We start from the raw sequence: 22931 nt of genomic DNA on the forward strand, positions 1-22931 counted from the left end.
GTCGACGTGGCGGTTCCTGGCGTGGCGGGTCCTGGCGTGGCGGGTCGGAAGCCTGGGTTGTCCGGACCGGTAGATTGCCGGCATGACGGACCAGCCGGCCGACAAGGTCGTGACCATCTACACCGACGGCGCGTGCAGCGGTAACCCCGGGCCGGGCGGCTGGGGTGCCGTGCTGCGCTACGGCGAACACGAGCGGGAGCTGTACGGCGGCGAGCCGACACCGACCACCAACAACCGGATGGAGCTGATGGCCGCCATCCAGGCCCTGGAGAGTCTCACCCGCCCGGTGGTCGTACGCCTCCACACCGACAGCACGTACGTCCGCAGCGGCATCACGAGCTGGATGGCGAACTGGAAGCGCAACGGGTGGCAGACGTCGGCGAAGCAGCCGGTCAAGAACGCCGACCTGTGGCAGCGGCTGGAACAGGCGGTCAAGGCGCACCAGGTGGAGTGGCTCTGGGTCAAGGGGCACAACGGCGACCCCGGCAACGAACGCGCCGACGCCCTCGCCAACCGTGGTGTGACCGACGCCCGAAGCGCGATGTCGAACCGCTGACCGCAGCCCACATGCCCATCACTACCTTGCGTTAAGGGAGCCGCGTGTCGCGCGTCGAAGAAATTACGGTTCAGTTGCGGGCGTTGATGACCGGTGTCGAGCAGGCGCGAGCTCAGGCCGCTAGGGCTGACGCGCAGGCGCAGGAAATCACCCAACGTGCCGCTGGCGCTGGATTCGCCGCCGTTGCGGCGGGCATGGCCCGGGTAAGGCAGGCGCTTGGCGAGATACAGGGCGGTCTGGGTGGGCTTGCTGGCGCGATCGGTGAGGCGACGAAAGTAAGCGCGGCCGTTCCCCAGGAGGCATCGCCTGAAGCGGCGATCGCCGAGTGGCTTTGAACCTCGGAGACTGGCGCGGGAATCTCGGCGAACTGCAGAGGCAGTTCGCCGACTGGCCCGTACCCGGGTTGAAGGAGCTGGTGGCGGTAACACGTGGCGGTGCGATCGTTCAGATCGTCAAGCGAGACTAAGGGAAGGCGACGCGTGGCTATCGAGTACCGACTGACCCTGGCAGGTGACATCCCGCTGGAGGACGTGGCGCGGCTGGCCGCTCCCGACGCCACCGAGCGGCTGACAAAGAGCGGCAAGCGAATGCTCACCTCCGCCCTCGACGAGCGCGGCTACGTCGTCGATGTCACTGCCGGGAGCGGCGGTTACTACGATGCCGAGGACGACGGCTCGCAATGGGTGTGGGAGCCGGATGCCTACGTCGACATTGACTTCCGCATGGACAAGGACACCCTCAGCGACAAGGGCATTCCCAACATGCTGACCACGGTGGCCCGAGTACTGGCTGATCGCACGGAAGACGCCGTCCTGGTGATGAACGGCAACTGGCTGCTGTTGACCAGGTTCAGCGGTGTGCTCCGCAAGCACAACCTGACCGAGTGGTACGACGACGAGTACGACAGGATCCTCGCCGGCGTGGTTTAGGCCCTTGAATGCCAGAGGTCCCGCATCATGCTCGTCGGGGTGCTGGGGTTCATCCCGGGTCCTAGTGTCTCGTGGTCCTGTTGTCTTGACTTGAAGTTGGTTGTAGTTGGCTTTGTCGCGTGGAGCTGACGTCGACGAGCGGGCCGAGCTTCGGGCGTTGATCAACGGCACCGAGGTGGCCGAAGGTGGCTCATGCCGCAGACACTCACCTACCTGATTAACGACGTAGCCCACCGGTACGGCCGCGTACAGGTACGCCGGGCCGGCTACTGCCGGTGCCGCGGCGACGAAACCCTGCTGACCGGGCTCCTCAACACCCACTCACTGCAAGCCCTGCAACTGGTCCAGCTCGCTCCGACCGTGCCCCTCAGCGCGAAAGTACGCCCACGTCAGCGACGCCACCAAGTGGGATGACCATGCATGGTCGTGGATCGGCTCGCTCACCGAGTGGGCTTCGCGACGCCGCATCCGATCGGGGTACGGTCGCACTCTCCTGCCACCGATGCCGCGAACCCCAAGACCCAGGACCCACGTTCGAAGTGCCGCCTTGCCCCGCTCCAGAGGCAGCCGATGCCGATCTAGAGCGCTGACGGTTGAGTGACGACTATCACGCCTGTCGGGGTGGACCTTGACACTAATGTCAATCTTTAGCTTCGGCTGAGTAAGTGAAACCAGCCGAACTAAGGAGATCACCGTGTCCAACGCCCTGGAAGGCCGGACTGCGCTCGTGACCGGAGGGTCGCGGGGTATCGGTGCCGGGATTGCCCGTGAACTGGCACGTGAAGGTGCAAGTGTCGTGATCACCTACCGGAAGTCACGCGAGCAGGCGGAAGAGGTTGTCGCCGACTTGGCTGCTCTTGGGGCGAAGGCGTTCGCTGTGCAGGCGGACCAGTCCGTTCCACACGAGGCGTCGACCGCGGTCGAGCAGGCTGCCGAGTTCCTGGGCGGCCAGATCGACATCCTGGTGAACTCCGCCGGAGTCGCCGTCATGGGCACCGTCGACCAGTTGGACCTGGAACTGCTCGACGGGGTCCAGCGGATGATGGCCACGAATGTGTTGGGAACCATCGTCACCACGCATTCCGCGTCGCGGTATCTGCCGGATGGCGGGCGCGTCATCCTGGTGGGAAGCATCCTCGCCCACCGCATTCCCAGCCCTGGCGTTGCCGAATACGCGGCGAGCAAGGCAGCGATCGACCAGCTCGGTCGCGGATGGGCGCGCGACTTTGGTCCGCGCGGCATCACCGTCAATGTCGTACAGCCCGGGGCGGTCGACACGGACATGAACCCGGCGGACGGGCCGAACGGGGCCGTTCAGGTGGCCATGACGCCCCTCGGGCGTTTCGGCACCACCGACGACGTCGCCAAGGCGGTCGCCTTCTTCGCCAGCGACAAGGCCGCGTTCATTACGGGCTCGCTGTTGACCGTTGACGGCGGATTCAGCATCTGACCCGACAGCGACACTCGCAGCGTACGAAGCTCCGGTGCCAGAGACAACGGTCGACGGCACCGGAGCTTCGCCGCCGCCGATGCTGGCGACGGGCTGGGAAACGTAAACTTGCCGTTGATGTCAAGGTCAAGCGGAGACGGGGACGTCGTCGTCCCGGACCACAAGAGGGCAGGTGGGGCGTTGATGAAGATCGGAGACCTGGCGGCGAGGACGGGTGTCGCCACTCGGCTGCTGCGCTACTACGAGCAGGTCGGAATCCTGCACCCGTTCCGGTCGAGCAACGGCTATCGGTCGTACGGGGAGCCGGCCATCGAACGGGTGCTGCAAATTCGCGAGCTTCTCGAAGCCGGCCTGACGACAGAGATGATCCGTGAGGTTCTGCCGTGCTTGGACAGCGAGACGGACAACCCCGGTACCCGCCATTGTCCGACCGTGAAGGACCTCGACGGGCTGCGACGTCAACTCGCCAGCATCGAACGACGCATCGACGTGCTGCAACGCAACCGCCAAGCGATCAGGAACTACCTGAGCGCCTGGGAGGAGGCCGGGGCCACGACATGAACGCCCCGCACTGAGGTCCGTCATGCGCGATGGAAACGGCCGGCGGTTCATCCCATCGGGCTGTCGCCACCAGGTCAGAGGGCTCGACTCTTGACCGCCTCTGCGATCTGTCGGGCGGCCTGGGCAGGCGTGAGGTACGTGGTGTCGATGACTTCGGCCTCGGCGTGTAGCCACGTGCGGGCCGCCTCCGCGTACGGATCGAGGTATGTGAGGCGGAACGGTGAGGGGACGGGGTGTTCCCCCTCGATACGCCTGCGGAGGGTGTCCTGGTCGGCGTGGAGGACGAAGTGCCGCACCGGGATGGCGTGTTGGGCGAGGCCCACGCTGATCTCGCGCCAGTACTCCTCGACCAGGACAGTCATGGGCATCACCAGAACGCCGCCGGTGTAGTCGAGCACGCTGCGGGCGGTTTCGACGACGAGCTGCCGCCACGGCGGCCAGTGCTGGAAGTTGTCCGTCTCGGGCAGCCCCGGCGTGATGTCCATGAGTGTCTCGCCGACCTTCTCGGCGTCGAACACCCGCGAGTCCGGGATCAGTTGCCGCACGAGTGCGCTGGTCGTCGTCTTGCCTACACCGTGGGTGCCATTGATCCATACGATCATGAGACCCGATGCTAGCGCCGCCGGCCAGGGAAACGGGCACGGCCAGCTTGTCGTTGGCGGCGGCGCGGCTGGCGCCGAATTCTTCGGCTCGTCAGCAATGGGTCGGACGTGGATCACTCAGGATAGGGACTCCCGGGTCGATCTGCCCTCGGCGCTCAGAAGAGGGTCAGGGGCTCGACCGGTAGCGGCTCGGGCAGTGCCTCCAGTTCAGGCACGCGGGCTCGTACCTCGTGGTGAAAACGGCGGGCGAGCATGGGCGCGTCGGCGTTGTCCGGCGTGTGCACGAACATGGTCGGTGAGCGGCCCTCACGCAGCCACCCTGCGATCACGTCGACCCAGTGCTGCCAGCCCTCGATCGTCTGCTCGTGGGCGTCGCGGCCGAGGTACCGGACGATCGGCCGATCGGTCAACGCGAGCGACCGGAGCGGCATCCTCGGCTTCTTGGTCCACGCGTCCCGTTCCGCGTCGCTGGTCGGCGGGGTGCGGAAGAACGCGGTGGTGTCGAACGGGATCCATTCGGCGCCCGCGCCGTTGAGCACTCCTTCGAGGAGCGACGCCGAGCGCGGGTCGTCGAAGAACGCGGGGTGGCGGACCTCCACGGCGTACCGGTGGTTGCTCGGAAGCCGGCGCAGAAAACGCGCGAGGACGGGAACGTCAGCGGGAGCGAACGATCCCGGCAACTGGATCCAGAGGGCATGCGCCCGTGGTCCGAGTGGTTCGATCGCGTCCAGGAAGACGCGCAGCGGTTCGTCGACGTCGGTGAGACGGCGTTCGTGCGTGATGGGTTTGGGGAGTTTCAGCACGAACCGGAAATCGGGGCCGGTCTGCTGCGTCCAGGATGCCACGGTCTCCCTGGTCGGAGTCGCGTAGAACGTGGTGTTCCCCTCGACCGCGTCGCACCAGGCGGCGTAGTAACGCAGGCGCTCCTGAGCGGGCAACGGGTGCACGGAGACGCGCCCCTGCCACGACTTGTGCGCCCACATCGCGCACCCCACATGAAGACGCATGCCCCGATCCCTCCCGCCACACACCGCCCCGGGCAGCGTAGTTGCCCCGGTTCCGTATCAACGGGTGAGGTGGCGGCGCTGGTGAATGGGTCCAGGCAGAGCGGGCCGGGGTGAAGAAATACGAAGTGCCATCCGGGGTTACGGCGTGCCCGCCGCGCCCTCGGTCAGCTCGGTGTCCCGCAGCAGACGCCAGAGGCCGGCGCCGTCGGGTGCGTAGAGCCAGGGCTGACCTGCCAGGCCGGAGGCGCGTGGGTCGCCGTTGTGGTGTCCGGGCAGTCCACCGGCGAGCACCGACTGGGTCGGGGAGAGCCGGCGGATCGCCACGGCGGCCACGTTCTCGGGGTGGGCGGCGGCGAACTCGGCGTAGATCTCCTGGTCGTGCTGGCCGTCGTCACCGACCAGCAGCCAGCGGACCTTCGGGAACTCACGGGCCAACTGGGCGAGCGTGGCCCGCTTGTGCTCCCGGCCGCTGCGGAACCAACGGTCGACGGTCGGCCCCCACTGGGTCAGCAGCAGCGGGCCGGCCGGGTAGAGGTGCCGCGAGAGGAACCGGGTGAGGGTCGGTGCCACGTTCCAGGCGCCGGTGGAGAGGTAGAAGACCGGGGCGCCGGGGTGCGCGGTCACCAGCCGCTCGTAGAGCACCGCCATGCCGGGTACGGCCATCCGGGCGTGCTCGTCGAGGACGAAGGTGTTCCAGGCGGCGAGCATGGGCCGGGGCAGGGCGGTGACCATGACCGTGTCGTCGATGTCGGAGAGGATGCCGAACCGGGCTTCCGGGTCGACAACGCGCACCGGGGCCTCAACCGGTTCCGCCCCGGGGCTGGTCATCCGGGCCGTGCCCCAGCCGGGCGGCAGGTCGGCCTCGATGACGGCGTCGATGAATCCGCTCCGGTCGGTACGCGCCTCGTGCCGGCCGCCGCCAGCCTCGATGAGCACCGGGGCGTCCTTCACCGGCAGGGTGACGAAACTGCGCCAGCCGCGTACCTTTTCCGCCCGTCGGGTCTCACGCGGATCGACCCGGGTGAGCAGCATGCGTCCCATCACCCGGACCCAACCTGGACCTCCGTAGCCGGCGTAGGCGACGATGGTGGGCGGCCAGCCCCGCTGCCGGAGTCGGCGTGCGACGACCTCGTGAATGGCGTCCTCGACCCGGGCCGCACGGTGCGGGCGGCGGGCTACAGCCGACGTTCGGGCGGGTACGAGCGACACCCTGACACCCTGCCACAGACCGCTCCCGGCGGCCACGGGAGTGCCCGTCCCCGATGATCAAAAATCGTCGTCGCGTGCCCGCTTTGCCAAGATGAACCACTTTCGCCTGTTTAGTCGTGCGACACTGCCTGCGGGACGACGACGGGGGCGTTGGTCGTGTCAGTGGCAGCGGAGCAGACCGGTCGGCGGCGCCGACGGCTCGATCCACCGGGCCTGGTGGCGCTCGTACTCGGACTGGTCGGGATCGGCTACCGGCTGGTCCTGCTCCTGCTCACCGTCCCCGGCTCGAACAGTGACGAGGCCACCTTCGGGCTCGCGGCGGCACATATCGCCACCGGCCAGGAATGGCCGATCTTCCTCTACGGCCAGCACTACATGGGCGTCGTGGAGTCGTACCTCGCCGCGCCACTCTTCGCCGCCTTCGAGCCGAACTGGGTACTGCTCCGCCTCCCCCTGCTCCTGCTCTACGCCGCCTTCGTCTACCTGATGTACCGACTCACCCGCCGGCTCTACTCGCCGTGGCTGGCCACCCTGGTCGTCGGGTTCCTCGCGCTCGGCTCCGAACGGGTCGTACGGGACCAGATGACCGCGGTCGGCGGACGCCCCGAGGTCAAACCGGCGGTCGCCCTGCTCCTGCTCATCGCGCTGGCCCTCGGCGAGCACCGGATCAGCCGCCGCCGCTGGCTCAGCTTCGGCGCGTTCGGGCTCCTCACCGGGCTCTGCGTCTGGGACGACTGGCTGATCCTGCCGTACCTGGCGGTGGCCGCGATCGTGCTGCTGGTCGGTTGCGCCCGGGAAGTGTTCGGCTGGCCGGGACTGCTGCTGATCGGCGGCTTCGTCCTCGGCGTACTGCCGCTGATCGTGGACAACCTCACCGCGCCGCCGGGGCAGGACTCACTCTCCGTACTGTCCCAGGTCAGTGCGGGCGAGGGCGGGCAGACCTCGGCCGTCGACCAACTGCACGGCAGTGTGCTGGTCGGCATCCCGCTCGCCACCGGGATCTGCCTGTCGACGTACTGCACCGGCTGGCAGATGGCCTGGGGAGCGCTCTACCCCGTACTCCTGTTGACCGCAGCGGTGCTGGCGGTGGCGGGCCTGCGCCGCCCCGCTCCGGGCCAGCACGGCGCACGGTCGTCGCCGGTCGGCCGCCGGATGCGGTACGTGGCCCAACTCGCCCTGCTCGCCGGTGCCGCGCTGACCCTGGCCGGGTACGCCCGCAGTTCGCTCGCCGCCAGCGCCCCCCTGGCCAGCGCCCGCTACCTGTCGATCCTCCAGATCTCCCTGCCCGCCGTCCTCTGGCCCCTCTGGCTAGCCGCCCGCCAGGTGGTAAGGAAGGGCCCCTTGTTATCGGATTCCGTTGTACAAGGGGCCCTTCCTCACCGCAGGGGGGTGGTGGTGCGGGCCGGTGGGGTGGTGGCGGGTGGGGTGATCACCGCGCTGCTGGCGACGATGGTCTACACCACGGTCGACCTGATCACCGAGGTGCCGACCATCCGGGCCGAGGAGCGACAGTCCCAGCAACTCGCCACCGTGCTCCGCCAGGCGGGAATCAGGCACGTCTACGCCGACTACTGGACCTGCAACCGGCTGATCTTCAACAGCCGGGAACGGGTGCTCTGTGCCGTACTCGGCGACAGCCTCCGCCCCGGCCAGGACCGCTACCCTGCCTATCCCCGGCAGGTGAACGCGGCCGACCGGCCCGCGTTTGTCTTCACCCTGCACGAACCGGCGAACCTGGCCTTCCGGAACCTGCTGCGGGACCGGGGCGTCACCGCACGCACGATCGAGTTCGGCGAGTACCGGATCTACCAGCCCTCGGCCACCCTACGACCGCTGCCGTGACCACGCAGAGCGGGCGCGGCCCGGCAGCGACCGCCGATCAGCCGTAGAGTCGCTCGGCGTACGTCGGGCCGTAGTAACGCTCCAACTCCTCGATCGATTCGTTGGGCTGTTCGAGTGCCTGGGCGATCCGGGCCCGGGAGGGCACCGTCTCCGGCTGCCAGTTCTCCGGCTTCCAGAGGTCGGATCGGAGGAACGCCTTCGAGCAGTGGTAGAAGATCTCGTCGATCTCCACCACCAGGGCCAGGGTCGGCACTCGTCCCTTGACCGCGAGCCGGGGGAAGAACGGGGCGTCGCGGACCAACCGGGCCCGCCCGTTGATCCGCAGCGTGTCGCCCCGGCCGGGAATCAGGTAGACCAGACCGACGTGCGGGTTGTCGAGCACGTTGTGGAAGCCGTCGGCGCGCCGGTTGCCCAGCCGGTCCGGGATCACGATCGTCCGGTCGTCCAGGACCAGGGTGAAGCCGGCCGGGTCGCCCTTGGGCGAGACATCGCAACTGCCGTCCGCACCGGCGGTCGCCATCAGACAGAACGGAGACGCGGCGAGCCACTGCCGGTCGTAGTCGTGCAGAAAGCCGCGGGCCTTCTCCGCCACCCGTCGCAGCGGCTCGCCGAGCAGCTCGCGCAGCTCGTCGTGTGAGGTCACCTCGACCAGTCCATTGTCGTCCGTCATCGGTCCTCCCCGTCCGGCCGGCCCGTCGTCCCGGCCACGCCATCGCCGTCGTCCGGCGAGCCCAGCACCGTCGTCGCGCCCGGCCTCGTCGCCGTGGTCGCACCCGGCCTGTCGGATCCACCCTAGCCAGGGGCGCCAGACGGGGTCACCCCGTTACCGGCCGATCGACGTACGTCGGGCCGTCGACACCGAGTACCCCGTCGAGGCGGCGGACGATGCCGAGCGGGTTGCCGTCGCGCAGTGCCGGCGGCAGGAACTCCTGAGGAACCCCCTGGTAGGCGACGGGACGGAGGAACCGCCGGGCGGCGGTCTGACCGACCGAGGTGTGCAGCGAGCCGGTCGTCGCCGGCCACGGGCCGCCATGCTGCATGGCCCAGGTGACGGCCACCCCGGTCGGCCAACCGTTCCAGATCACCCGTCCGGCCCGGGCCACGCAGAGGTCGATCAACTGGGCGGCGAACCCCTCGTCGCTGGGGACGTCGGCGTGCACGCTCGCGGTCAACGTGCCGGGCAGGATCGACAGGGCCGCGACCAACTCCGCCTGGTCGGCGTACTCCACCACCAGCGCCGCCGGGCCGAAGCATTCCGCCAGCAACTCCCCGGGCCGGGCCAGCAGATCGGGTACGGAGACCGCGAACAGCCGCGCCGGCACCCGGTAGCCGGCCTGCTCCCGCTCCGGCTGCTCCACGGGCGTGAGTGTCCGTACGCCCGCAACCTCCGCCAGGGCGGCGGAGATCTCCGTGTAGCCGTCCCGGATCCGGGCGTTGAGCAGCGGTCCGACCGGCACGGCCCGGACCGCGTCGACCAGTGCCGGGGTCAGTCCGTGTCCCACCGGCAGGAAGAGCAGCCCGGGTTTGGTGCAGAACTGGCCGGCTCCCAGGGTGAAGGAGGCGACGAAACCGGCGGCGATCTCGGCCCCCCGGGAGGTGATCGCGGCCGACGTCACCACGGTCGGGTTCAGCGAGCCGAGTTCGCCGTAGAACGGAATCGGGTCGGGTCGGGTGTTCGCGAGGTCGAGCAGGGCTTTGCCGCCGGCCTCCGATCCGGTGAAACCGACCGCCTTGATCGCCGGGTGGGTGACCAGTGCCCGGCCGGCCTCCGTGCCGTACAGCACCGCGAACGACCCGTCCGGCGCACCGGCACCGGCCAGCGCCGCGCCCACGATCTCGGCTGTCCGTACGGAGAGCCCCGGGTGTCCCGGATGGGCCTTGACCACGACCGGGCAGCCGGCGGCGAGTGCGCTCGCGGTGTCACCCCCGGCGACGGAGAACGCGAACGGGAAGTTGCTGGCGGCGAAGACCGCCACCGGTCCGAGGGGCACCAGCATCCGCCGCAGGTCCGGTCGGGGTGCCGGCAGCGCCGCCGGGTCGGCCGGGTCGACCACCGCCTCGAACAGCCCGCCCTCCTCGACCGCGTCGGCGAAGAACTCCAACTGGACCCGGGTCCGGGTCAGTTCGCCGCCGAGCCGCACCGGGCCGAGGCCGGTCTCCCGGCCGGCGAGCGCCACCAGTTCGTCGCGGGCCTGCTCCAGCGCGGCACCGACGGCGCGCAGCAGTCCGGCCCGCTCGGTCAGGGGCAGTGCCGCGAGCCGGCCGGCGGCCTCGGCCGCCGCCCACCCGATCCGGCGTACGCGCTCGGCCGGGGTGTGCGCCACCGCCGCCCCGACCGGTTCCCCGGTCTGCGGGTCCATGCCCTGGTCACAACCGGTCAACTCCACCGCGATCCTCTCCCCTACGACAACGATCCCGTCGGCCGGCGCGTCCGCGCCAGCGACAACGCATCCGTCGGCCGGCGCGTCGTGGCCGACCGGGACACCCGTACCGGCGGAGTCAGCCGGCGATCACCAACTCGCGGAGCCGGGCGTCGAGCGCCGCCGCGTCGATCCCACCCGGCCAGCCACGGAGCAGGGCACCGCCCTTGGCCACGATGGCGACGGCGGGTGGTTCCCGCACGGCGTACGACTGCCAGATCGTCTGGTCGCGGTCGAAGACCACCGGGAACTCGACCCGGTGGTCCCGCAGGTACGCGTCCAGGTCGGCGGGTTCGTCCTCGCTCGCCACACCGACGAAGACCACCTGGTCCCGGTAGCTGCGGGCGAGGTCACTGAGCGCGTCCTGTCGATCGGCGCAGATGGTGCACCAGGAGCTGAGGAAGAGCAGCACCACCGGGCGGTCGGCCCAGAGGGTGGCGGCGGTGAGCGGGGTGCCGTCGGTCAGGGCGCCGGTGAAGGCGGGCGCGCCGGGTGAGTCCGTCGGGGCGGGCCGCAGTGCCAGCGCACTCGGCACCGGACCGGGCAGGGTGGCAGCACCACCGGCCGAGACCGGGGCGGGGGGCTTCTCGGCGGACTCGGGCGCGCCCGCCGAGCAGGCGCCGAGCGCCATCGCCACCGCGACCAGCACCGCCGCGAGCCGGGGTGCCGGCGAGGTGGCCGGTGAGTGCGGGGCAGCGCCCGGACGCCAGGCGCGCGAGGAATCGGGGCGCCTCACGACGGCACCACGGCGACCAGCGCCGGACCCTCGTCGTTGTTGGCGGTAAGGTCGATCGGGGCGCGGTCGTCGACCACCAGCCGGTAGCGGTCCCGTGGGGGCACCGAGACCGGGATGGCGAACTCGCAGTAGGTGGGGATACGCGCCACTTCGAGATCCTCCTGGAAGGTACGCACCGAGGTGCCGGGAGGCAGTGCGCCGTCGGTCAGCGTCTTGCCGTCGCCGTCGAGGATCCGGTACGCGGCTCGATTGTGGATGAACAGGTACGGGCCGGTGCCAGCGCAGTCGACACCCTCCTCCCGAATGTTGATGTCGCGTACCAGCACCCGGACCGTCATCGGCGACGTCGCCTCGGGCTCGTCCGCGCACCCGGTCAGGCCGACACCGGCGAGCAGGGCGCCGAGCAGCGGTGCCAGGACCGCCCGGCGGGCGTACCCGTTGGTCGGTCGGCGCATCGTCAACTCCTCGTGGTCCATGTCCTTCCGGCGGCGCAAGGCCGGCGCCGGAGAGACGGCGGCGGTGCCCGGTCGGGAAACGACCGGGCCGGACAGGTCGTCGGGTCGGGATCGGCGAACCCCGACCCGACGACCTGTCCGGTGATCAGCTCCGGTGATCAGTCTCGACGATCGGTCAGGACTTCTCGACCCGGCACTGCTTGGTGACGGTCTTGCTCGGGTCACTCACCGACGTGGCGGTCAGCTTGACGAACCCGGTCGCGGCGGCGTCGCTGGTGGCGGCAACCGAGACCTTGACCGTGGTGGACTTGCCGAACTGCGCGGTGGCGAGTGCGTTCGGCAGGTCGGACCGCCAGCCCTTACCAGCGACCTCGGTGGAGAGCCGGTAGACATCGGACTTGAGGTACGCGCTCGCGTCCTCAGGGTGCTGCTGACCGCCGGCCGAGTAGCTACCGGTGTTGGTCAGGTCGAACGAGCAGGTGACGCCCTTCTTGGTCGGCGCACCGGCGCTGGTCACCTCGCCCTTGCCGAGGTTGACACCGTGGGCACTGGGCCCACCGGTCCCGTCCAGCGACTGGATCGCAACCGTGTAGGACAGGATGCCGTCGGCGTTGCGCTTGATGTCGAGCACGAAGAAACGCAGCCGGTTGGCCTCGTCGACGTACTCGTACTCGCTGCCGGAGTTGGTGCCGGCGTGGAACAGCGCGTCCGAGAGCTGCCGGTAGTCACCCATGGTGATCTTCTGCGGGGTGCCGTTCGGCTGGTAGAAGTCGATCATGTCGATGTCCTGCGGGTTGGCATCGACGACCCACTGGAACGGTGCGCTGTCCGCGTTCTTGGTCTTGCTGATCAGCACGCCGCTGTCCGGGGTGAACGAGTCCGCACCCATCCGGTCCACGACCTCGACGGTGTAGTTGTTGAAGTTGCCACCGTCGCAGAGCGAGTCGGTGTTGGTGTTGCAGGTCGGCTGGAGATCCTTGTTCAGCGCGATGTTGACGCCGGTCAGACCCTTCGGGCCGGCGTCGACGGCACGCGCCTTGATCTCGGCGACCACCAGGCCCGAGGAGGAGAGCGCCTCACGGGAGAGCCGCAGCGCGTGCTCCTCACCGAGCAGCCCGATCTTCAGCTTGTCCCGCACCGTGTGCAGCGAACCCATCGAGCCACCGTTCACCGGCGGGATCTGCCAACGGGTGTGCGGACCACCCGGGCCGTTGAACGACCCGCGCGACATCATGCTCCAGATACCGGTGTACGCCCGGCGCAGCGGAGTGCCGTACGGGTTGTTGTAGTTGTCGCCGATGCTGAGCAGGTGCGTCAGCTCGTGCGCGTACACGCCCATGCCCGAGCTTTCCGCCTGGGTGGAGGAGCCGCCACCGGCGTTCGGCCAGATGGTCGCCGCCGACTTCCAGGAGGTCCACTCGACGTACCGGGTCCGCGCGTAGTTCGGCATCGCCGGGTCCGGCGGCCCCCACGCGTCCGGCACGTCCTCCTTGTTCTGGAACATCATCTGGCCGAACTCCTGCCAGGTCGACGACTCGTCCTGACCGGCGCCGAGGATGAAGACCAGTTCGAAGGAGTCCGCGACCGCGTCACCGACGGCCGCGCGCCAGGCGCCCAACCCGTCGGTACGGATGTTCCGGTTGCAGGTCTCGCCACCGGGGCACATGCCCGGGTTCATGTCGTTGGTGATGCCGTACTGGTACGACTTCGCCGGCATCTGGTACGGGCCGAAACCGGACAGGTCCACGCCGTACCGGCCGTTGGAGTCCTGCATCCAGTACTCGTGCAGGGTGTGGCCCTTGTTCAGGTCGTTCGGCGTGTTCAGGAAGTCCTGGTAGAACTGCGGGACCTGGGCACGCGGGATGTTCTGCGCGGTGGCCTGCGGGTTGCCGAAGACCGTCGAACGGGCCCGCTGGGTCACCACGAACGGCTGGTCGACGTAGTCGAGCGTGACCAACGCGATCTTGAAGTTCCGGACCGAGCCGCGCACGCTCGGGTCGGCCCAGTTCTTGTTCGGGACGGCCTTGTAGTCGTCCCAGGTCATCGTGTCCGGGTTCTGCCAGTGCTGCGGGTCCAGCACCTGGAACGGACCGTTGCCACCCTGGGGGTTCGCGGGGGCTGCCGACGCCGGGCCGGTCGCCACGGAGACGACCAGCGCGGACGCGACCGCAGCGACCATTATGGAGCGCCGTGCCGTTCTCTTCTTGAACTGAAGGTGCATCTAGTGGCCCTTCGTCGCGGGGATTCGACGCGGGAGGCGCCGAAGTGGCCGGGCGCCCCCGAAGGGTCCCCGCCGCGCAACGAATGTAGAAGCCTCGTCACATGTCGGTCACCGTGCAGATGTCGGCAGGTCAACGGGTGGCTTCCGACACCTGAATGAGGTTAGGAAGGGCCCCTTGTACAACGGAAAGCGATAACAGGGGGCCCTTCCTTACCTCAGAGCACGAAGCCTTCGGGGAAGGGGTCGTCGGGGTCGAGCAGGTACTGGGCGGTGCCGGTGATCCAGGCGCGGCCCGTCACCGTGGGGAGGACGGCGGGCAGGTCGCCGACGGTGGTCGTACCGACCAGGCGACCGGTGAACCGGGTGCCGACCGGGGACTCGTTGACAAAGTCGGAGTCGAGGGCGAGCAGGCCACGGGCGTGCAACTGCGCCATCCGGGCCGACGTACCGGTGCCGCACGGCGAGCGGTCCACCCACCCGGGGTGGATCACCACAGCGTTGCGCGCATCCGCGCCGTCTTGGCCGGGCTGGACGATCTGGACGTGCCGGCAGTCGTCGATGCCGGGGTTGGTGGGATGCACCGGCGGCGCCTGCTCCTCGATCGCCGCCATGATCTTCAAGCCCCGACGGATCAGCTCCGGCACCGTCGCAGGCTCCACCTGTAGGCCGAGCGACTCGGCCTGCACGATGGCATAGAAGTTGCCACCGAAGGCCATGTCGTAGCGGACCGTACCGATCCCGTCTCCCACCTGGACCTCCTGGTCGGCGGCGAGCAGGAAGGACGGCACGTTCCGGATGGTGACCCCGGCGGCGCGGCCGTCGCGGACCGCCACGTCGACGGTGACCAGCCCGGCCGGCGTGTCCAGCCGGACCGTGGTCACCGGTTCCACCACCGGCACCATGCCACTTTCGACCAGCACCGTCGCCACCCCGATGGTGCCGTGCCCGCACATCGGCAGCAGGCCGGAGACCTCGATGAAGAGCACCCCGAAGTCGGCGTCCGGCCGGGTCGGTGGTTGCAGGATCGCGCCCGACATGGCCGAGTGACCGCGCGGCTCGAACATCAGCAACCGACGCAACCCGTCCCGGTCCTGCTCGAAGAGGCGCTTGCGCTCGAACATGGTCTCCCCGGGCAGCACCCCGACGCCGCCGGTGATCACCCGGGTCGGCATCCCCTCGGTGTGCGAGTCGACCGCGTGCAACACCATCCGGCTACGCATCCGAACCCCCGGCGACAACGACGGTGGCGAGCGCACGGGCCATGTCCTTGCGTACCTGGGCCTCGGTCTCCGGGGAGAGCGGGCCGCGCGGTGGGCGACACGGGCCGCCGTACCGGCCGGCGAGTTCCATCCCGAGCTTGATCGCCTGTACGAAGACCGGTCGGCTGTCCCACCCGAAGATCGGGTGCAGCGCGGCGTAGAGCGGCAGCGCGGCGGCGAGGTCCTGCGCCCGGGCGAGTTCGTAGAGCTGGACGGAGAGCCTCGGCAGGGCGTTCGGGAAGCCGGCGATCCAGCCCTTCGCCCCGCAGACCACCAGTTCCAGCAGGACGTCGTCGGCGCCGGCCAGCACGTCGAGGTGCGGGCTGAGGTCAAGGATGCGGTGCAGCCGCCGTACGTCGCCGCTGAACTCCTTCACCGCCACCACGCCGTCGGTCTCGGCGATCGTGGCGAGCAGTTCGGGGGTGAGGTCCACCTTGGTGTCGAACGGGTTGTTGTACGCGACCACCGGCAGTCCCGCCGAGGCAACCTCACGGAAGTGCGCGACGACCTCGCTGTCCCGGGCCGCGTAGGTGTTCGGCGGCAGCGCGAGTACGGCCTGCGCCCCTACCTTCGCGGCGTGCTCGGCCCAGCGGCGGGACTGGCGGCTGCCGTACCCGCCGACCCCCGGGACCACGGCGAACCCGGCCGGGGCGGCCTCGACGGTCGCCCGCACCACGTCCGCGCGTTCGTCGTCGCTGAGGTTCTGGTACTCCCCCAGCGAACCGCACGGCGTGACACCATGGCAGCCCTCGTCGGCGAGCCAGCGCACGTGTTCCTGCAGCCGGTCGAAGTCGATGGAGAGGTCGTCGCGGAACGGCGTGGGGATGGCGACCACGACGCCCTGCCACGGTTGGAGAGCTGTCACTGGGGTGTTCCTTCCTCGGCGACGGTGCGTAGTGGCACCGGCATGGCTAGTTGGCGGTTGGCGAAGGTGGCCAGCGGTTGCGCTCGCCCACTCACCTGCCCGAGCAGGCAGGCCGCGGCCCGCCCACACATCCGGCCCTGGCAGCGGCCCATGCCGATCCGGGTGACCAGCTTCAGGGCGCGAAGGTCGTCGATGCCGTACGCGGCGACGTCGGAGCGGGTCCGCCCGACCGTCACCTCCTCGCACCGGCAGAGCACCGTCTCCGGTCGCAGCCAGTGGGTCCAGCCGTCCGGCACCGGGTAGACCCGGTGCAACGCGGTGGCGAACCGGCGCTGGCCGACGATCCGGCGGCGCGGCCCGACCGCGGCACGGTGGAACGTGGCGGTGTCGAGGCGGCCGGTCCGGTGCAGCGCGGCGAGTCCGGCCAGGGTTCCCTCGTGGCGGGCGAGGTCGGCCCCGCCCACCCCGGTCGCCTCGCCGGCCACGAAGACCCCGGGCACGGTGCTCGCCTGGGATTCGTCGACATCGACCACGAGGCTGCCGTCGGCCGGATCGGTCCGTACGGCGCAGCCGAGCGCCACGGCCAGCTCCACCGAGGGGGTGAAGCCGTGGCCGACGCAGAGTGCGTCCACTGTCACGGTCCGGGTCACCGGCCCGGGGCGCCACTCGGCGTCGACCCGGCGCACCGTGGCGCGGAGCCCGTCGCCGTCCGGCTCGACCTGGGTGACCGCCTCGCCGGACCAGATCGGGATCCGGCGGCGACGCAGGCCACCCAGGTAGCGAAACGCTTCGCCGAGCTTGCCGGGTGCGCTGGCGATCGCGCCGAGGTGCCCCGCCCAGCGGTGCAGCCGGGACGCCTCGACCACCCCGGCGACCTCTGCTCCGGCGGCGGCGAGCCCGTCGGCGACGGTGAGCAGGAACGGGCCGGTCCCGGCGACCAGTACCCGCCGACCGACCAGCACCCCCTGCCCTTTGGCGAGGGCCTGGGCGGCACCCGCGGTGACCACGCCGGGCAGGTCCCAGCCGGGGAAGGGGACCACCCGGTCGTGGCCGCCGGGCGCCAGCACCAGCGCGGCGGGGCGCATCGTCACCGGTCCGGCCGGGCCCTCCAGCCGCAGCGTCAGGACGGGGTGATCCGGGTCGCTGCCCGGTTGCGCCGTCGCCTGCCAGACCTGGTGGCCGAGGAGGAAGACGATCCGGGGGTGGTTACGGGTGCGGTGCAGGAGTCGTACGGCTGCCGCGCCGTGTCGGGCCGGCGGCAGCCCGGCGACCGCCGGCTGGCGCAGGTACTGCCCACCGGGGAGGCTGCCCAGGTCGACGACGGAGACCTCGGCACCGTGGTCGGCTGCGGCGAGCGCGGCGGCGAGCCCGGCCGGTCCGGCACCGACGACGACGATTCTCGGTTGGTCAGGCATGGTCGGTTCCCGCTGCCGGACGGTCGACGTCGGTCTCGATGACGTCGCCCGGAGCGACCGGACGCAGGCAGGACCGGACGCCCGACTCTCCGTTGCAGACAACGAGGCAGTCGAAACACATGCCGATCCCGCAGAAGACGCCGCGTGGGCGTCCCCCGAACCGGGTTCGCCGGGTGGCGCGCTGACCGGCGGCGAGCAGCACCGCCGCGATGGTCTGCCCGGGTCGGGCGGCGACCGGGGCACCGTCCACGGTGACCTGGAAACCGCTGCGCGGCGGCGACTGGTCAAGCGGCTGCATCGACGTGTTCCTCCTCGTCGGTCATGAACCGGGCCGGACTGAACGGACGCATGTCCAGCTCCGGACGTTCGCCGAGGAGAAGCTGGGCGACCAGCTCACCGGTGATCGGGGCGAGTCCGATCCCGGCCCCCTCGTGCCCGTGCGCGTGGATCAGGCCGGGTGCCCTCGGGTCGGCGCCAATCACCGGCAGGTGGTCCGGCGAGAACGGCCGGAAGCCGTGGTAGAACCGCATCGCCCGGATTCCGGCGAGCGCCGGGAAGAGCGAGATCGCGCCGTACGCGAGTCGCCGTACCGCTTCGGGGTTGGGGGTGGGGTCGAAGCCGACGAGTTCACGGGTGGCGCCGATCAGGATGGTGCCACTCGGGGTCCCCTCCACCACGGCGGAGAACTGGAGGTCGGCGTCGCCACTTGCCACGTTCTCCAGGTAGTCGGCGACGTAGACCTTGTGCCGTACCAGCGGCGGGACCGGTTCGGTGACCAGGACGAAACCGCGCCTGGGGCCGATCGGTACAGCGGCTTCGGCCAACGCGGCGACGTCGCCGGCCCACGCACCGGCCGCGTTCACCACATGTTCGGCGCCGATCACCCCGTCCGCCGTACCGACACCGGTGACCCGCCCGGCGGTGTCCCGGCGGACCGAGGTGACCTCGGTCCGTAGCCGTACGCTCGCTCCCGCGCCCCGGGCCGCGGCGAGCAGCACGACGGCCGCCCGTGCCGGCATGAGCTGCATGTCCTGCGGGTAGTACACGCCGCCGGTGAGCCCGTCGGCGAGCCCGGGTTCGAGATCGCGCAACCCGGCCGGGTCGACCGGTTCGGCGGTGACACCGGCGGCGCCCTGTCCGGCCGCGAACTCGTGCAGGGCGGCGAGGCCGGTGGCGGTGCGGGCGACCATCAGCCCGCCCTTCGGTTCCAGTTCGAAATCGCCGTACCGGTCGGGAAGTTCGGCGGCGAGTTGTCGCCAGAGTCGGAGGCTGCGCAACGCCAGGTCCAGTTCGGGACCGGGTGATTTGTCCGAGACCAACAGGTTGCCCTCACCCGACCCGGTGGCGCCACTGACCAGTCCACCGCGTTCGAGTACGGCCACCGACAGTCCCCGGCGGGCGCAGGCGTACGCGCAGGCGGCTCCGATGATCCCGGCTCCGATCACTACCACGTCGTACCTGTCCGGCATGTCGCCTCCTCCCCCGTTCTTGGGGCAACCGTAGGTACGGCGGTTACGGCGAGTCTTCGGACAGTTGCCGGAACAGCGCCCCGCCCGGCAGTCACTTCTGTCGGTGGTTCGCCCCGACTTCTGCCGGTAGGTGGGCACGGCTTCGGTCTGGAGTTGGTAACGACCCCTTGCGCTCGGACCAATATCAACGCGAAGGTAGGGCCTGGCGGTCCAACGGCTCCGGTCGGATTCCCGGAGCACCTGCCTTCTGCGGCATTCACGGACGACCAGGGGATGACATGCAGGCTGAGCTGCAACGCATCGTCGATGCCGTCGCCGCCCGCGTCGGTCGACCGGCGCTGATCGAGGACCGGCGCCAGCGTGTGGTGGTGTACAGCGAGCACACCGGTGTGCTGGACGACGTACGACGTGCCTCGATCCTGCGGCGGCAGACCACCCCGGAGGTGATCGCCTGGTTCCGCAACGTCGGCATCATGAAGGCCCGCGAGCCGGTACGCACACCGGCCTGCGCCGATCTCGACCTGCTGCCCCGGGTCTGCGTGCCGATCCGCCACGACGACCTGCTACTCGGGTTCGTCTGGTTCATCGACGCCGACGAGGGGATGACCGACGCCGACATCGAGACCGCCACCAGCGTGATGTCCGACCTGTCGCTGGCGCTCTACCGGGAGAACCTGCTCGGCGAACTGGCCTCACAGCGGGAGACCGAGGCGGCTCGCACCCTGCTGGTGGAGAGCCTGGAGGCGCGCCGGCACGCGGTTCGTACGTTGCTTGAGGAGGGCGTGATCGTCGGCGACGGCGCGACCACCGCGTTGGTCGCCCAACTCGTCGTCCAACGTGGTCAGGTGCCCGACGAGGTGGCTCGGATCGCCCTGGAGCAGGCGTTGGTCACCACCCGCCGCTGGCTCGGCATCCGCGAGGCACTGCACCTGGTGCGGCACGACCACGGCGTGCTGCTGCTCTGCGGTGGCCGGGTCGCCGGCCGGCCCGCGCCGGAGGCGGTCGCCCGGCATCTCGACGAGGCGTTGCAGCACGCGACCCGGGGGCTCGGCTCGGTCGCCCGTACGGTGATCGGCATCGGCGGGTCGCGGTCGGGGCTGGTCGACGCCGTCGGCTCGTACGAGGAGGCGGCGCAGTCGGCGCGGGTCGGGGTGCAGTTACCCGCGCTGGGCCGGGTGGTCTCCTGGGCGACCCTGGGCATCTACCGGGTGCTGTCCCGTCTGGACAATCAGCATCTCGACGTGGCCGGGGTGCATCCCGGGCTGGAACGGCTACTACGCGACGACGCCAACCACGTGCTGCTGGAGACGTTGGAGGCGTACCTGGACCTGGCCGGCAACGCGCACGCCACCGCCGAGCAGCTCCGGTTGCACCGGACGACCCTCTACTACCGACTGCAACGGGTCGAGCAGCTCGCCGAGACCGACCTGAAGGACGGCAACGAACGGCTCTGCCTGCACCTGGCGCTGAAGCTGGGCCGGCTCACCGGCAACTACCGTTCGCAACACTGAGGAGGGGACCCGTGTCCGAGACGCTCGACACCGGCAGCCACGACCTGGCCATTCCGGCCGCCCTGGCCGAGTTCATGGCCGACGGCTGGAGTGAGCCGGAGGCGCCGGTCGAGGTCCACCCGGAGGTGGCGGTATGGGCGGCGAAGCGCCGGACCCGGCTGCACGGCATGTTCCCCGGTGAGCACCTGGTGGTGCCGGCCGGCACGGCACCGGTACGCAGCAACGACCAGTTCTACCGGTTCCGTCCCGGTGCCGACTACACCTGGTTGACCGGGGACGGGTCGCGCGGCGGGACGCTGGTGCTCGATCCGGACGGCGAGGCGACCCTCTTCACGGACGAACCGCCCCGGCTGGGGAGCACCGCCTACTGGGCGGACCGGACCGCCGGGGTGGTCTGGAACGGTCCCCGTGCCGACCTGGCGAGCCTGGGCCGGGCGCTGGACCTACGCTGCCGCCCGCTGGCGGAGCTGCCGGACGCACTGCGCGGTGCCCGCCGGCCCAGGCTGCTGCGCGGCGTCGACCCGCTCCTCGACGCACTGGTCCCGGTGACCGATCCGGCCGCCGACACCGATCTCGCGGTGGCGCTGGCGGACCTGCGCCTGATCAAGGACGAATGGGAGATCGCGCAGCTCCAGCATGCGGTCGACGTCACCGTCCACGGCTTCGAGGACGTCGTACGGGCGCTGCCGGAGGCGGGCGGCCCTGGTGGCGAACGGTGGCTGGAGGGCACCTTCTGGCGGCGTGCCCGGACCGAGGGCGAGGAGGTCGGCTACCACTCGATCGTGGCAGCGGGTTGGCACGCGGCGGTCCTGCACTGGAAGGAGAACACCGGCCAGGTCCGTCCGGGGCAGTTGCTCCTGCTCGACGCGGGGGTGGAGGTCGGCACCCGTTACACCGCGGACATCACCAGGGTGCTGCCGGTCAACGGCCGGTTCACTCCGGTCCAGCGTGACGTCTACGAACTGGTACGCGCGGCTAACGACGCGGCCATCGCGGCGCTGCGCCCCGGTGCGTCGTTCCGTGACTACCACTGGGCGGCGATGGCGGTCTTCGCCACCGGCCTGGTGGAGATGGGGTTGCTGCGTTGTTCGCTGGAGGAGGCGCTCGACCCGCAGCGGCAGCTCTACCGGCGGTGGACGCTCTGCGGTTCGGGGCACATGCTCGGGCTGGACGTGCACGACTGTGCCCGTGCCACCCCGGCCCGGTACGCCGACGGCGAGCTCCAGGCCGGCATGACCCTGACCGTCGAGCCGGGGCTGTACTTCCAGCCGAACGACGAGCTGGTCCCGGCCGAGCTGCGTGGGCTGGGGATGCGGATCGAAGAGGACCTGTTGATCACCGCGACCGGCAGCCGGAACCTCTCCGCCGCCCTGCCGCGTACCGCTGCCGACGTGGAGAGCTGGATGGCCAACCTGAGCTAGTCGCGTGGCCGAGCCACACCTGAGATTTGGATTACATATGACTTCTAAACCGCCACCCTTCTCGGTCGATTAGATTAGGCTCCTCATCCATAGGAGCTCGGTGGGGCCACTCCAGCGTCCGCAGGTACGGCGGCGGACACCCTCCCACCACCCGACCGAAAGGAAGACATGAAGATCAAGGACGCCTCGGTATTCGTAACCGGGGGCAACCGGGGCCTCGGCAAGGCGCTCGTGGACGAGGCGCTCGCCCGCGGCGCGGCGAAGGTCTACGCCACCGCCCGCGACCCGAAGACGATCACCACCGATCCGAGGGTTGTCCCGCTGCACCTCGAACTCACCGACCCGGCCTCGATCGAGGCCGCCGTCGCGCAGGCCCCGGACGTCAACCTGCTGATCAACAACGCCGGTGTCACCCTCGCGGCCGACCTCCTGGACGGAGACCTGGCCGAGGTCCGCCGCGAGATCGAAATCAACTTCTTCGGACCGCTGCAGGTCACCCGGGCGTTCGCCCCCCGGCTCATCGCCAACGGCGGCCACCTGGTCAACGTTCAGTCAACGCTCGCCTGGTTCGCGATGCTCGGCGGGTACGCGGCGTCGAAGGCCGCTGGATGGTCGGCGACCAACACGCTCCGTCAGCAACTGCACCCGCACGGCGTGGGCGTCACCGGCGTCTACGCGGGCTGGATCGACACCGACATGGCCGCCGAACGGGCGGCGGAGACCGACCTGAAGACCCCTCCCGCCGACGTGGCCCGGATGACCATCGACGCGGTCGAGGCCGGCCAGCACGAGGTGCTTGCCGACGACTGGACCCACCTGGTGAAGAACGCGCTGGCAGCGGACATCCCGACCCTCTACCCGCACCTGGCCGCAACGGCCTGAGCGGAACAGGCTGGTGGGGGGAGGGCAGTCCTTGGTCACCCTCCCCCACCAGCCGGGCAACGCCGCCCGCAGAGCCGGTCACGCTCCGTCCCGGTGTCAGCCGCCACTGGTAGTGACACCC

The 22931-nt window shown here is 70.1% G+C and carries 22 protein-coding genes and 1 pseudogene; 10 read left to right on the plus strand and 13 right to left on the minus strand.

Annotated elements, in window-relative coordinates:
- Positions 1 to 82 precede the first annotated feature (82 nt).
- The 6 genes and pseudogenes from rnhA (at position 83) to ACIBF5_RS12705 (ending at position 3496) form a co-directional block, all read left to right on the plus strand.
- On the plus strand, positions 83 to 556 hold the full coding sequence (rnhA, locus tag ACIBF5_RS12680) for a ribonuclease HI (RefSeq protein ID WP_396810995.1): 474 nt from the start codon (positions 83 to 85) through the stop codon (positions 554 to 556).
- A 44-nt stretch (positions 557 to 600) separates the two neighbouring features.
- Positions 601 to 879, plus strand: a pseudogene (locus ACIBF5_RS12685) (hypothetical protein); the annotation flags it as partial.
- 156 nt (positions 880 to 1035) lie between these two features.
- On the plus strand, positions 1036 to 1485 hold the full coding sequence (locus tag ACIBF5_RS12690; protein WP_396810997.1) for a SitI3 family protein: 450 nt from the start codon (positions 1036 to 1038) through the stop codon (positions 1483 to 1485).
- Positions 1486 to 1677: 192 nt separating this feature from the next.
- Entirely contained in the window at positions 1678 to 1899 is a 222-nt protein-coding gene (locus ACIBF5_RS12695) for a helicase-associated domain-containing protein (protein WP_396810999.1), read from the plus strand.
- A gap of 280 nt (positions 1900 to 2179) precedes the next feature.
- The gene (locus tag ACIBF5_RS12700; RefSeq protein ID WP_396811001.1) at positions 2180 to 2935 is read left to right on the plus strand and encodes an SDR family NAD(P)-dependent oxidoreductase; all 756 of its coding nucleotides are present in this window, start codon (positions 2180 to 2182) and stop codon (positions 2933 to 2935) included.
- Between the two features lie 183 nt (positions 2936 to 3118).
- A complete protein-coding gene (locus tag ACIBF5_RS12705) occupies positions 3119 to 3496 on the plus strand; it encodes a MerR family transcriptional regulator (RefSeq protein ID WP_396811003.1) in 378 nt (125 codons plus the stop codon).
- Between the two features lie 74 nt (positions 3497 to 3570).
- Here the strand turns inward: ACIBF5_RS12705 and ACIBF5_RS12710 are convergent, their stop codons facing one another.
- From ACIBF5_RS12710 to ACIBF5_RS12720, 3 genes are all read right to left on the minus strand, one after another.
- Complete coding sequence (locus tag ACIBF5_RS12710; protein WP_396811005.1) at positions 3571 to 4098, minus strand: AAA family ATPase; 528 nt, start codon at positions 4096 to 4098, stop codon at positions 3571 to 3573.
- Between the two features lie 155 nt (positions 4099 to 4253).
- Entirely contained in the window at positions 4254 to 5081 is an 828-nt protein-coding gene (locus ACIBF5_RS12715; protein ID WP_396811293.1) for a DUF72 domain-containing protein, read from the minus strand.
- A gap of 162 nt (positions 5082 to 5243) precedes the next feature.
- Positions 5244 to 6314: an App1 family protein gene (locus tag ACIBF5_RS12720; RefSeq protein WP_396811007.1), complete on the minus strand. Its 1071-nt coding sequence runs from the start codon at positions 6312 to 6314 to the stop codon at positions 5244 to 5246.
- A gap of 156 nt (positions 6315 to 6470) precedes the next feature.
- Between ACIBF5_RS12720 and ACIBF5_RS12725 the strand changes: the two genes are divergently transcribed.
- Positions 6471 to 8156 (plus strand): hypothetical protein, encoded by a 1686-nt coding sequence (locus ACIBF5_RS12725; RefSeq protein WP_396811009.1) that lies wholly within the window; start codon positions 6471 to 6473, stop codon positions 8154 to 8156.
- A gap of 37 nt (positions 8157 to 8193) precedes the next feature.
- On the opposite strand, the gene ACIBF5_RS12730 is transcribed toward ACIBF5_RS12725, so the two are convergent.
- From ACIBF5_RS12730 to ACIBF5_RS12775, 10 genes are all read right to left on the minus strand, one after another.
- Entirely contained in the window at positions 8194 to 8826 is a 633-nt protein-coding gene (locus ACIBF5_RS12730) for a pyridoxamine 5'-phosphate oxidase family protein (protein ID WP_396811010.1), read from the minus strand.
- Between the two features lie 145 nt (positions 8827 to 8971).
- The gene (locus ACIBF5_RS12735; protein ID WP_396811012.1) at positions 8972 to 10543 is read right to left on the minus strand and encodes an aldehyde dehydrogenase (NADP(+)); all 1572 of its coding nucleotides are present in this window, start codon (positions 10541 to 10543) and stop codon (positions 8972 to 8974) included.
- A 112-nt stretch (positions 10544 to 10655) separates the two neighbouring features.
- Positions 10656 to 11312, minus strand: a complete 657-nt coding sequence (locus ACIBF5_RS12740) for a redoxin domain-containing protein (RefSeq protein ID WP_396811014.1) — start codon at positions 11310 to 11312, stop codon at positions 10656 to 10658.
- Positions 11309 to 11767 carry a hypothetical protein gene (locus ACIBF5_RS12745; protein ID WP_396811016.1) on the minus strand — a complete coding sequence of 153 codons (459 nt, stop codon included), beginning with the start codon at positions 11765 to 11767 and terminating at the stop codon, positions 11309 to 11311. The genes ACIBF5_RS12740 and ACIBF5_RS12745 overlap by 4 nt, the downstream gene beginning before the upstream one ends.
- Before the next feature lie 175 nt (positions 11768 to 11942).
- On the minus strand, positions 11943 to 13946 hold the full coding sequence (locus ACIBF5_RS12750; RefSeq protein WP_396811018.1) for a M6 family metalloprotease domain-containing protein: 2004 nt from the start codon (positions 13944 to 13946) through the stop codon (positions 11943 to 11945).
- Positions 13947 to 14203: 257 nt separating this feature from the next.
- A complete protein-coding gene (locus ACIBF5_RS12755; protein ID WP_396811020.1) occupies positions 14204 to 15208 on the minus strand; it encodes a proline racemase family protein in 1005 nt (334 codons plus the stop codon).
- Positions 15201 to 16112, minus strand: coding sequence for a dihydrodipicolinate synthase family protein (locus ACIBF5_RS12760; protein WP_396811022.1), 912 nt, complete (start codon positions 16110 to 16112; stop codon positions 15201 to 15203). The genes ACIBF5_RS12755 and ACIBF5_RS12760 overlap by 8 nt, the downstream gene beginning before the upstream one ends.
- Entirely contained in the window at positions 16109 to 17527 is a 1419-nt protein-coding gene (locus ACIBF5_RS12765) for an NAD(P)/FAD-dependent oxidoreductase (RefSeq protein WP_396811024.1), read from the minus strand. Before ACIBF5_RS12765 ends, ACIBF5_RS12760 begins: the two co-directional genes overlap by 4 nt.
- Positions 17520 to 17825, minus strand: a complete 306-nt coding sequence (locus ACIBF5_RS12770; protein WP_396811026.1) for a (2Fe-2S)-binding protein — start codon at positions 17823 to 17825, stop codon at positions 17520 to 17522. Before ACIBF5_RS12770 ends, ACIBF5_RS12765 begins: the two co-directional genes overlap by 8 nt.
- The gene (locus ACIBF5_RS12775; RefSeq protein WP_396811028.1) at positions 17812 to 18996 is read right to left on the minus strand and encodes an NAD(P)/FAD-dependent oxidoreductase; all 1185 of its coding nucleotides are present in this window, start codon (positions 18994 to 18996) and stop codon (positions 17812 to 17814) included. The genes ACIBF5_RS12770 and ACIBF5_RS12775 overlap by 14 nt, the downstream gene beginning before the upstream one ends.
- A gap of 278 nt (positions 18997 to 19274) precedes the next feature.
- Between ACIBF5_RS12775 and ACIBF5_RS12780 the strand changes: the two genes are divergently transcribed.
- From ACIBF5_RS12780 to ACIBF5_RS12790, 3 genes are all read left to right on the plus strand, one after another.
- Positions 19275 to 20507, plus strand: a complete 1233-nt coding sequence (locus ACIBF5_RS12780; protein WP_396811029.1) for a PucR family transcriptional regulator — start codon at positions 19275 to 19277, stop codon at positions 20505 to 20507.
- Between the two features lie 74 nt (positions 20508 to 20581).
- Positions 20582 to 21928, plus strand: a complete 1347-nt coding sequence (locus ACIBF5_RS12785) for an aminopeptidase P family protein (protein WP_396811295.1) — start codon at positions 20582 to 20584, stop codon at positions 21926 to 21928.
- A 168-nt stretch (positions 21929 to 22096) separates the two neighbouring features.
- Entirely contained in the window at positions 22097 to 22810 is a 714-nt protein-coding gene (locus ACIBF5_RS12790) for an SDR family oxidoreductase (protein ID WP_396811031.1), read from the plus strand.
- The last annotated feature ends 121 nt before the right edge of the window (positions 22811 to 22931 follow it).

It is taken from the genome of Micromonospora sp. NPDC050417, assembly GCF_044458865.1.
GTDB lineage: Bacteria > Actinomycetota > Actinomycetes > Mycobacteriales > Micromonosporaceae > Micromonospora_G.

Coding starts and splice junctions, on each gene's coding strand:
- ACIBF5_RS12715 (WP_396811293.1), bottom strand. CDS start 5,081: ATGTGGGCGCACAAGTCGTGGCAGGGGCGCGTCTCCGTGCACCCGTTG.
- ACIBF5_RS12785 (WP_396811295.1), top strand. CDS start 20,582: ATGGCCGACGGCTGGAGTGAGCCGGAGGCGCCGGTCGAGGTCCACCCG.
- ACIBF5_RS12790 (WP_396811031.1), top strand. CDS start 22,097: ATGAAGATCAAGGACGCCTCGGTATTCGTAACCGGGGGCAACCGGGGC.
- ACIBF5_RS12695 (WP_396810999.1), top strand. CDS start 1,678: ATGCCGCAGACACTCACCTACCTGATTAACGACGTAGCCCACCGGTAC.
- ACIBF5_RS12745 (WP_396811016.1), bottom strand. CDS start 11,767: ATGCGCCGACCGACCAACGGGTACGCCCGCCGGGCGGTCCTGGCACCG.
- ACIBF5_RS12750 (WP_396811018.1), bottom strand. CDS start 13,946: ATGGTCGCTGCGGTCGCGTCCGCGCTGGTCGTCTCCGTGGCGACCGGC.
- ACIBF5_RS12770 (WP_396811026.1), bottom strand. CDS start 17,825: ATGCAGCCGCTTGACCAGTCGCCGCCGCGCAGCGGTTTCCAGGTCACC.
- ACIBF5_RS12710 (WP_396811005.1), bottom strand. CDS start 4,098: ATGATCGTATGGATCAATGGCACCCACGGTGTAGGCAAGACGACGACC.
- ACIBF5_RS12730 (WP_396811010.1), bottom strand. CDS start 8,826: ATGACGGACGACAATGGACTGGTCGAGGTGACCTCACACGACGAGCTG.
- ACIBF5_RS12765 (WP_396811024.1), bottom strand. CDS start 17,527: ATGCCTGACCAACCGAGAATCGTCGTCGTCGGTGCCGGACCGGCCGGG.
- ACIBF5_RS12775 (WP_396811028.1), bottom strand. CDS start 18,996: ATGCCGGACAGGTACGACGTGGTAGTGATCGGAGCCGGGATCATCGGA.
- ACIBF5_RS12780 (WP_396811029.1), top strand. CDS start 19,275: ATGCAGGCTGAGCTGCAACGCATCGTCGATGCCGTCGCCGCCCGCGTC.
- rnhA (WP_396810995.1), top strand. CDS start 83: ATGACGGACCAGCCGGCCGACAAGGTCGTGACCATCTACACCGACGGC.
- ACIBF5_RS12705 (WP_396811003.1), top strand. CDS start 3,119: ATGAAGATCGGAGACCTGGCGGCGAGGACGGGTGTCGCCACTCGGCTG.
- ACIBF5_RS12755 (WP_396811020.1), bottom strand. CDS start 15,208: ATGCGTAGCCGGATGGTGTTGCACGCGGTCGACTCGCACACCGAGGGG.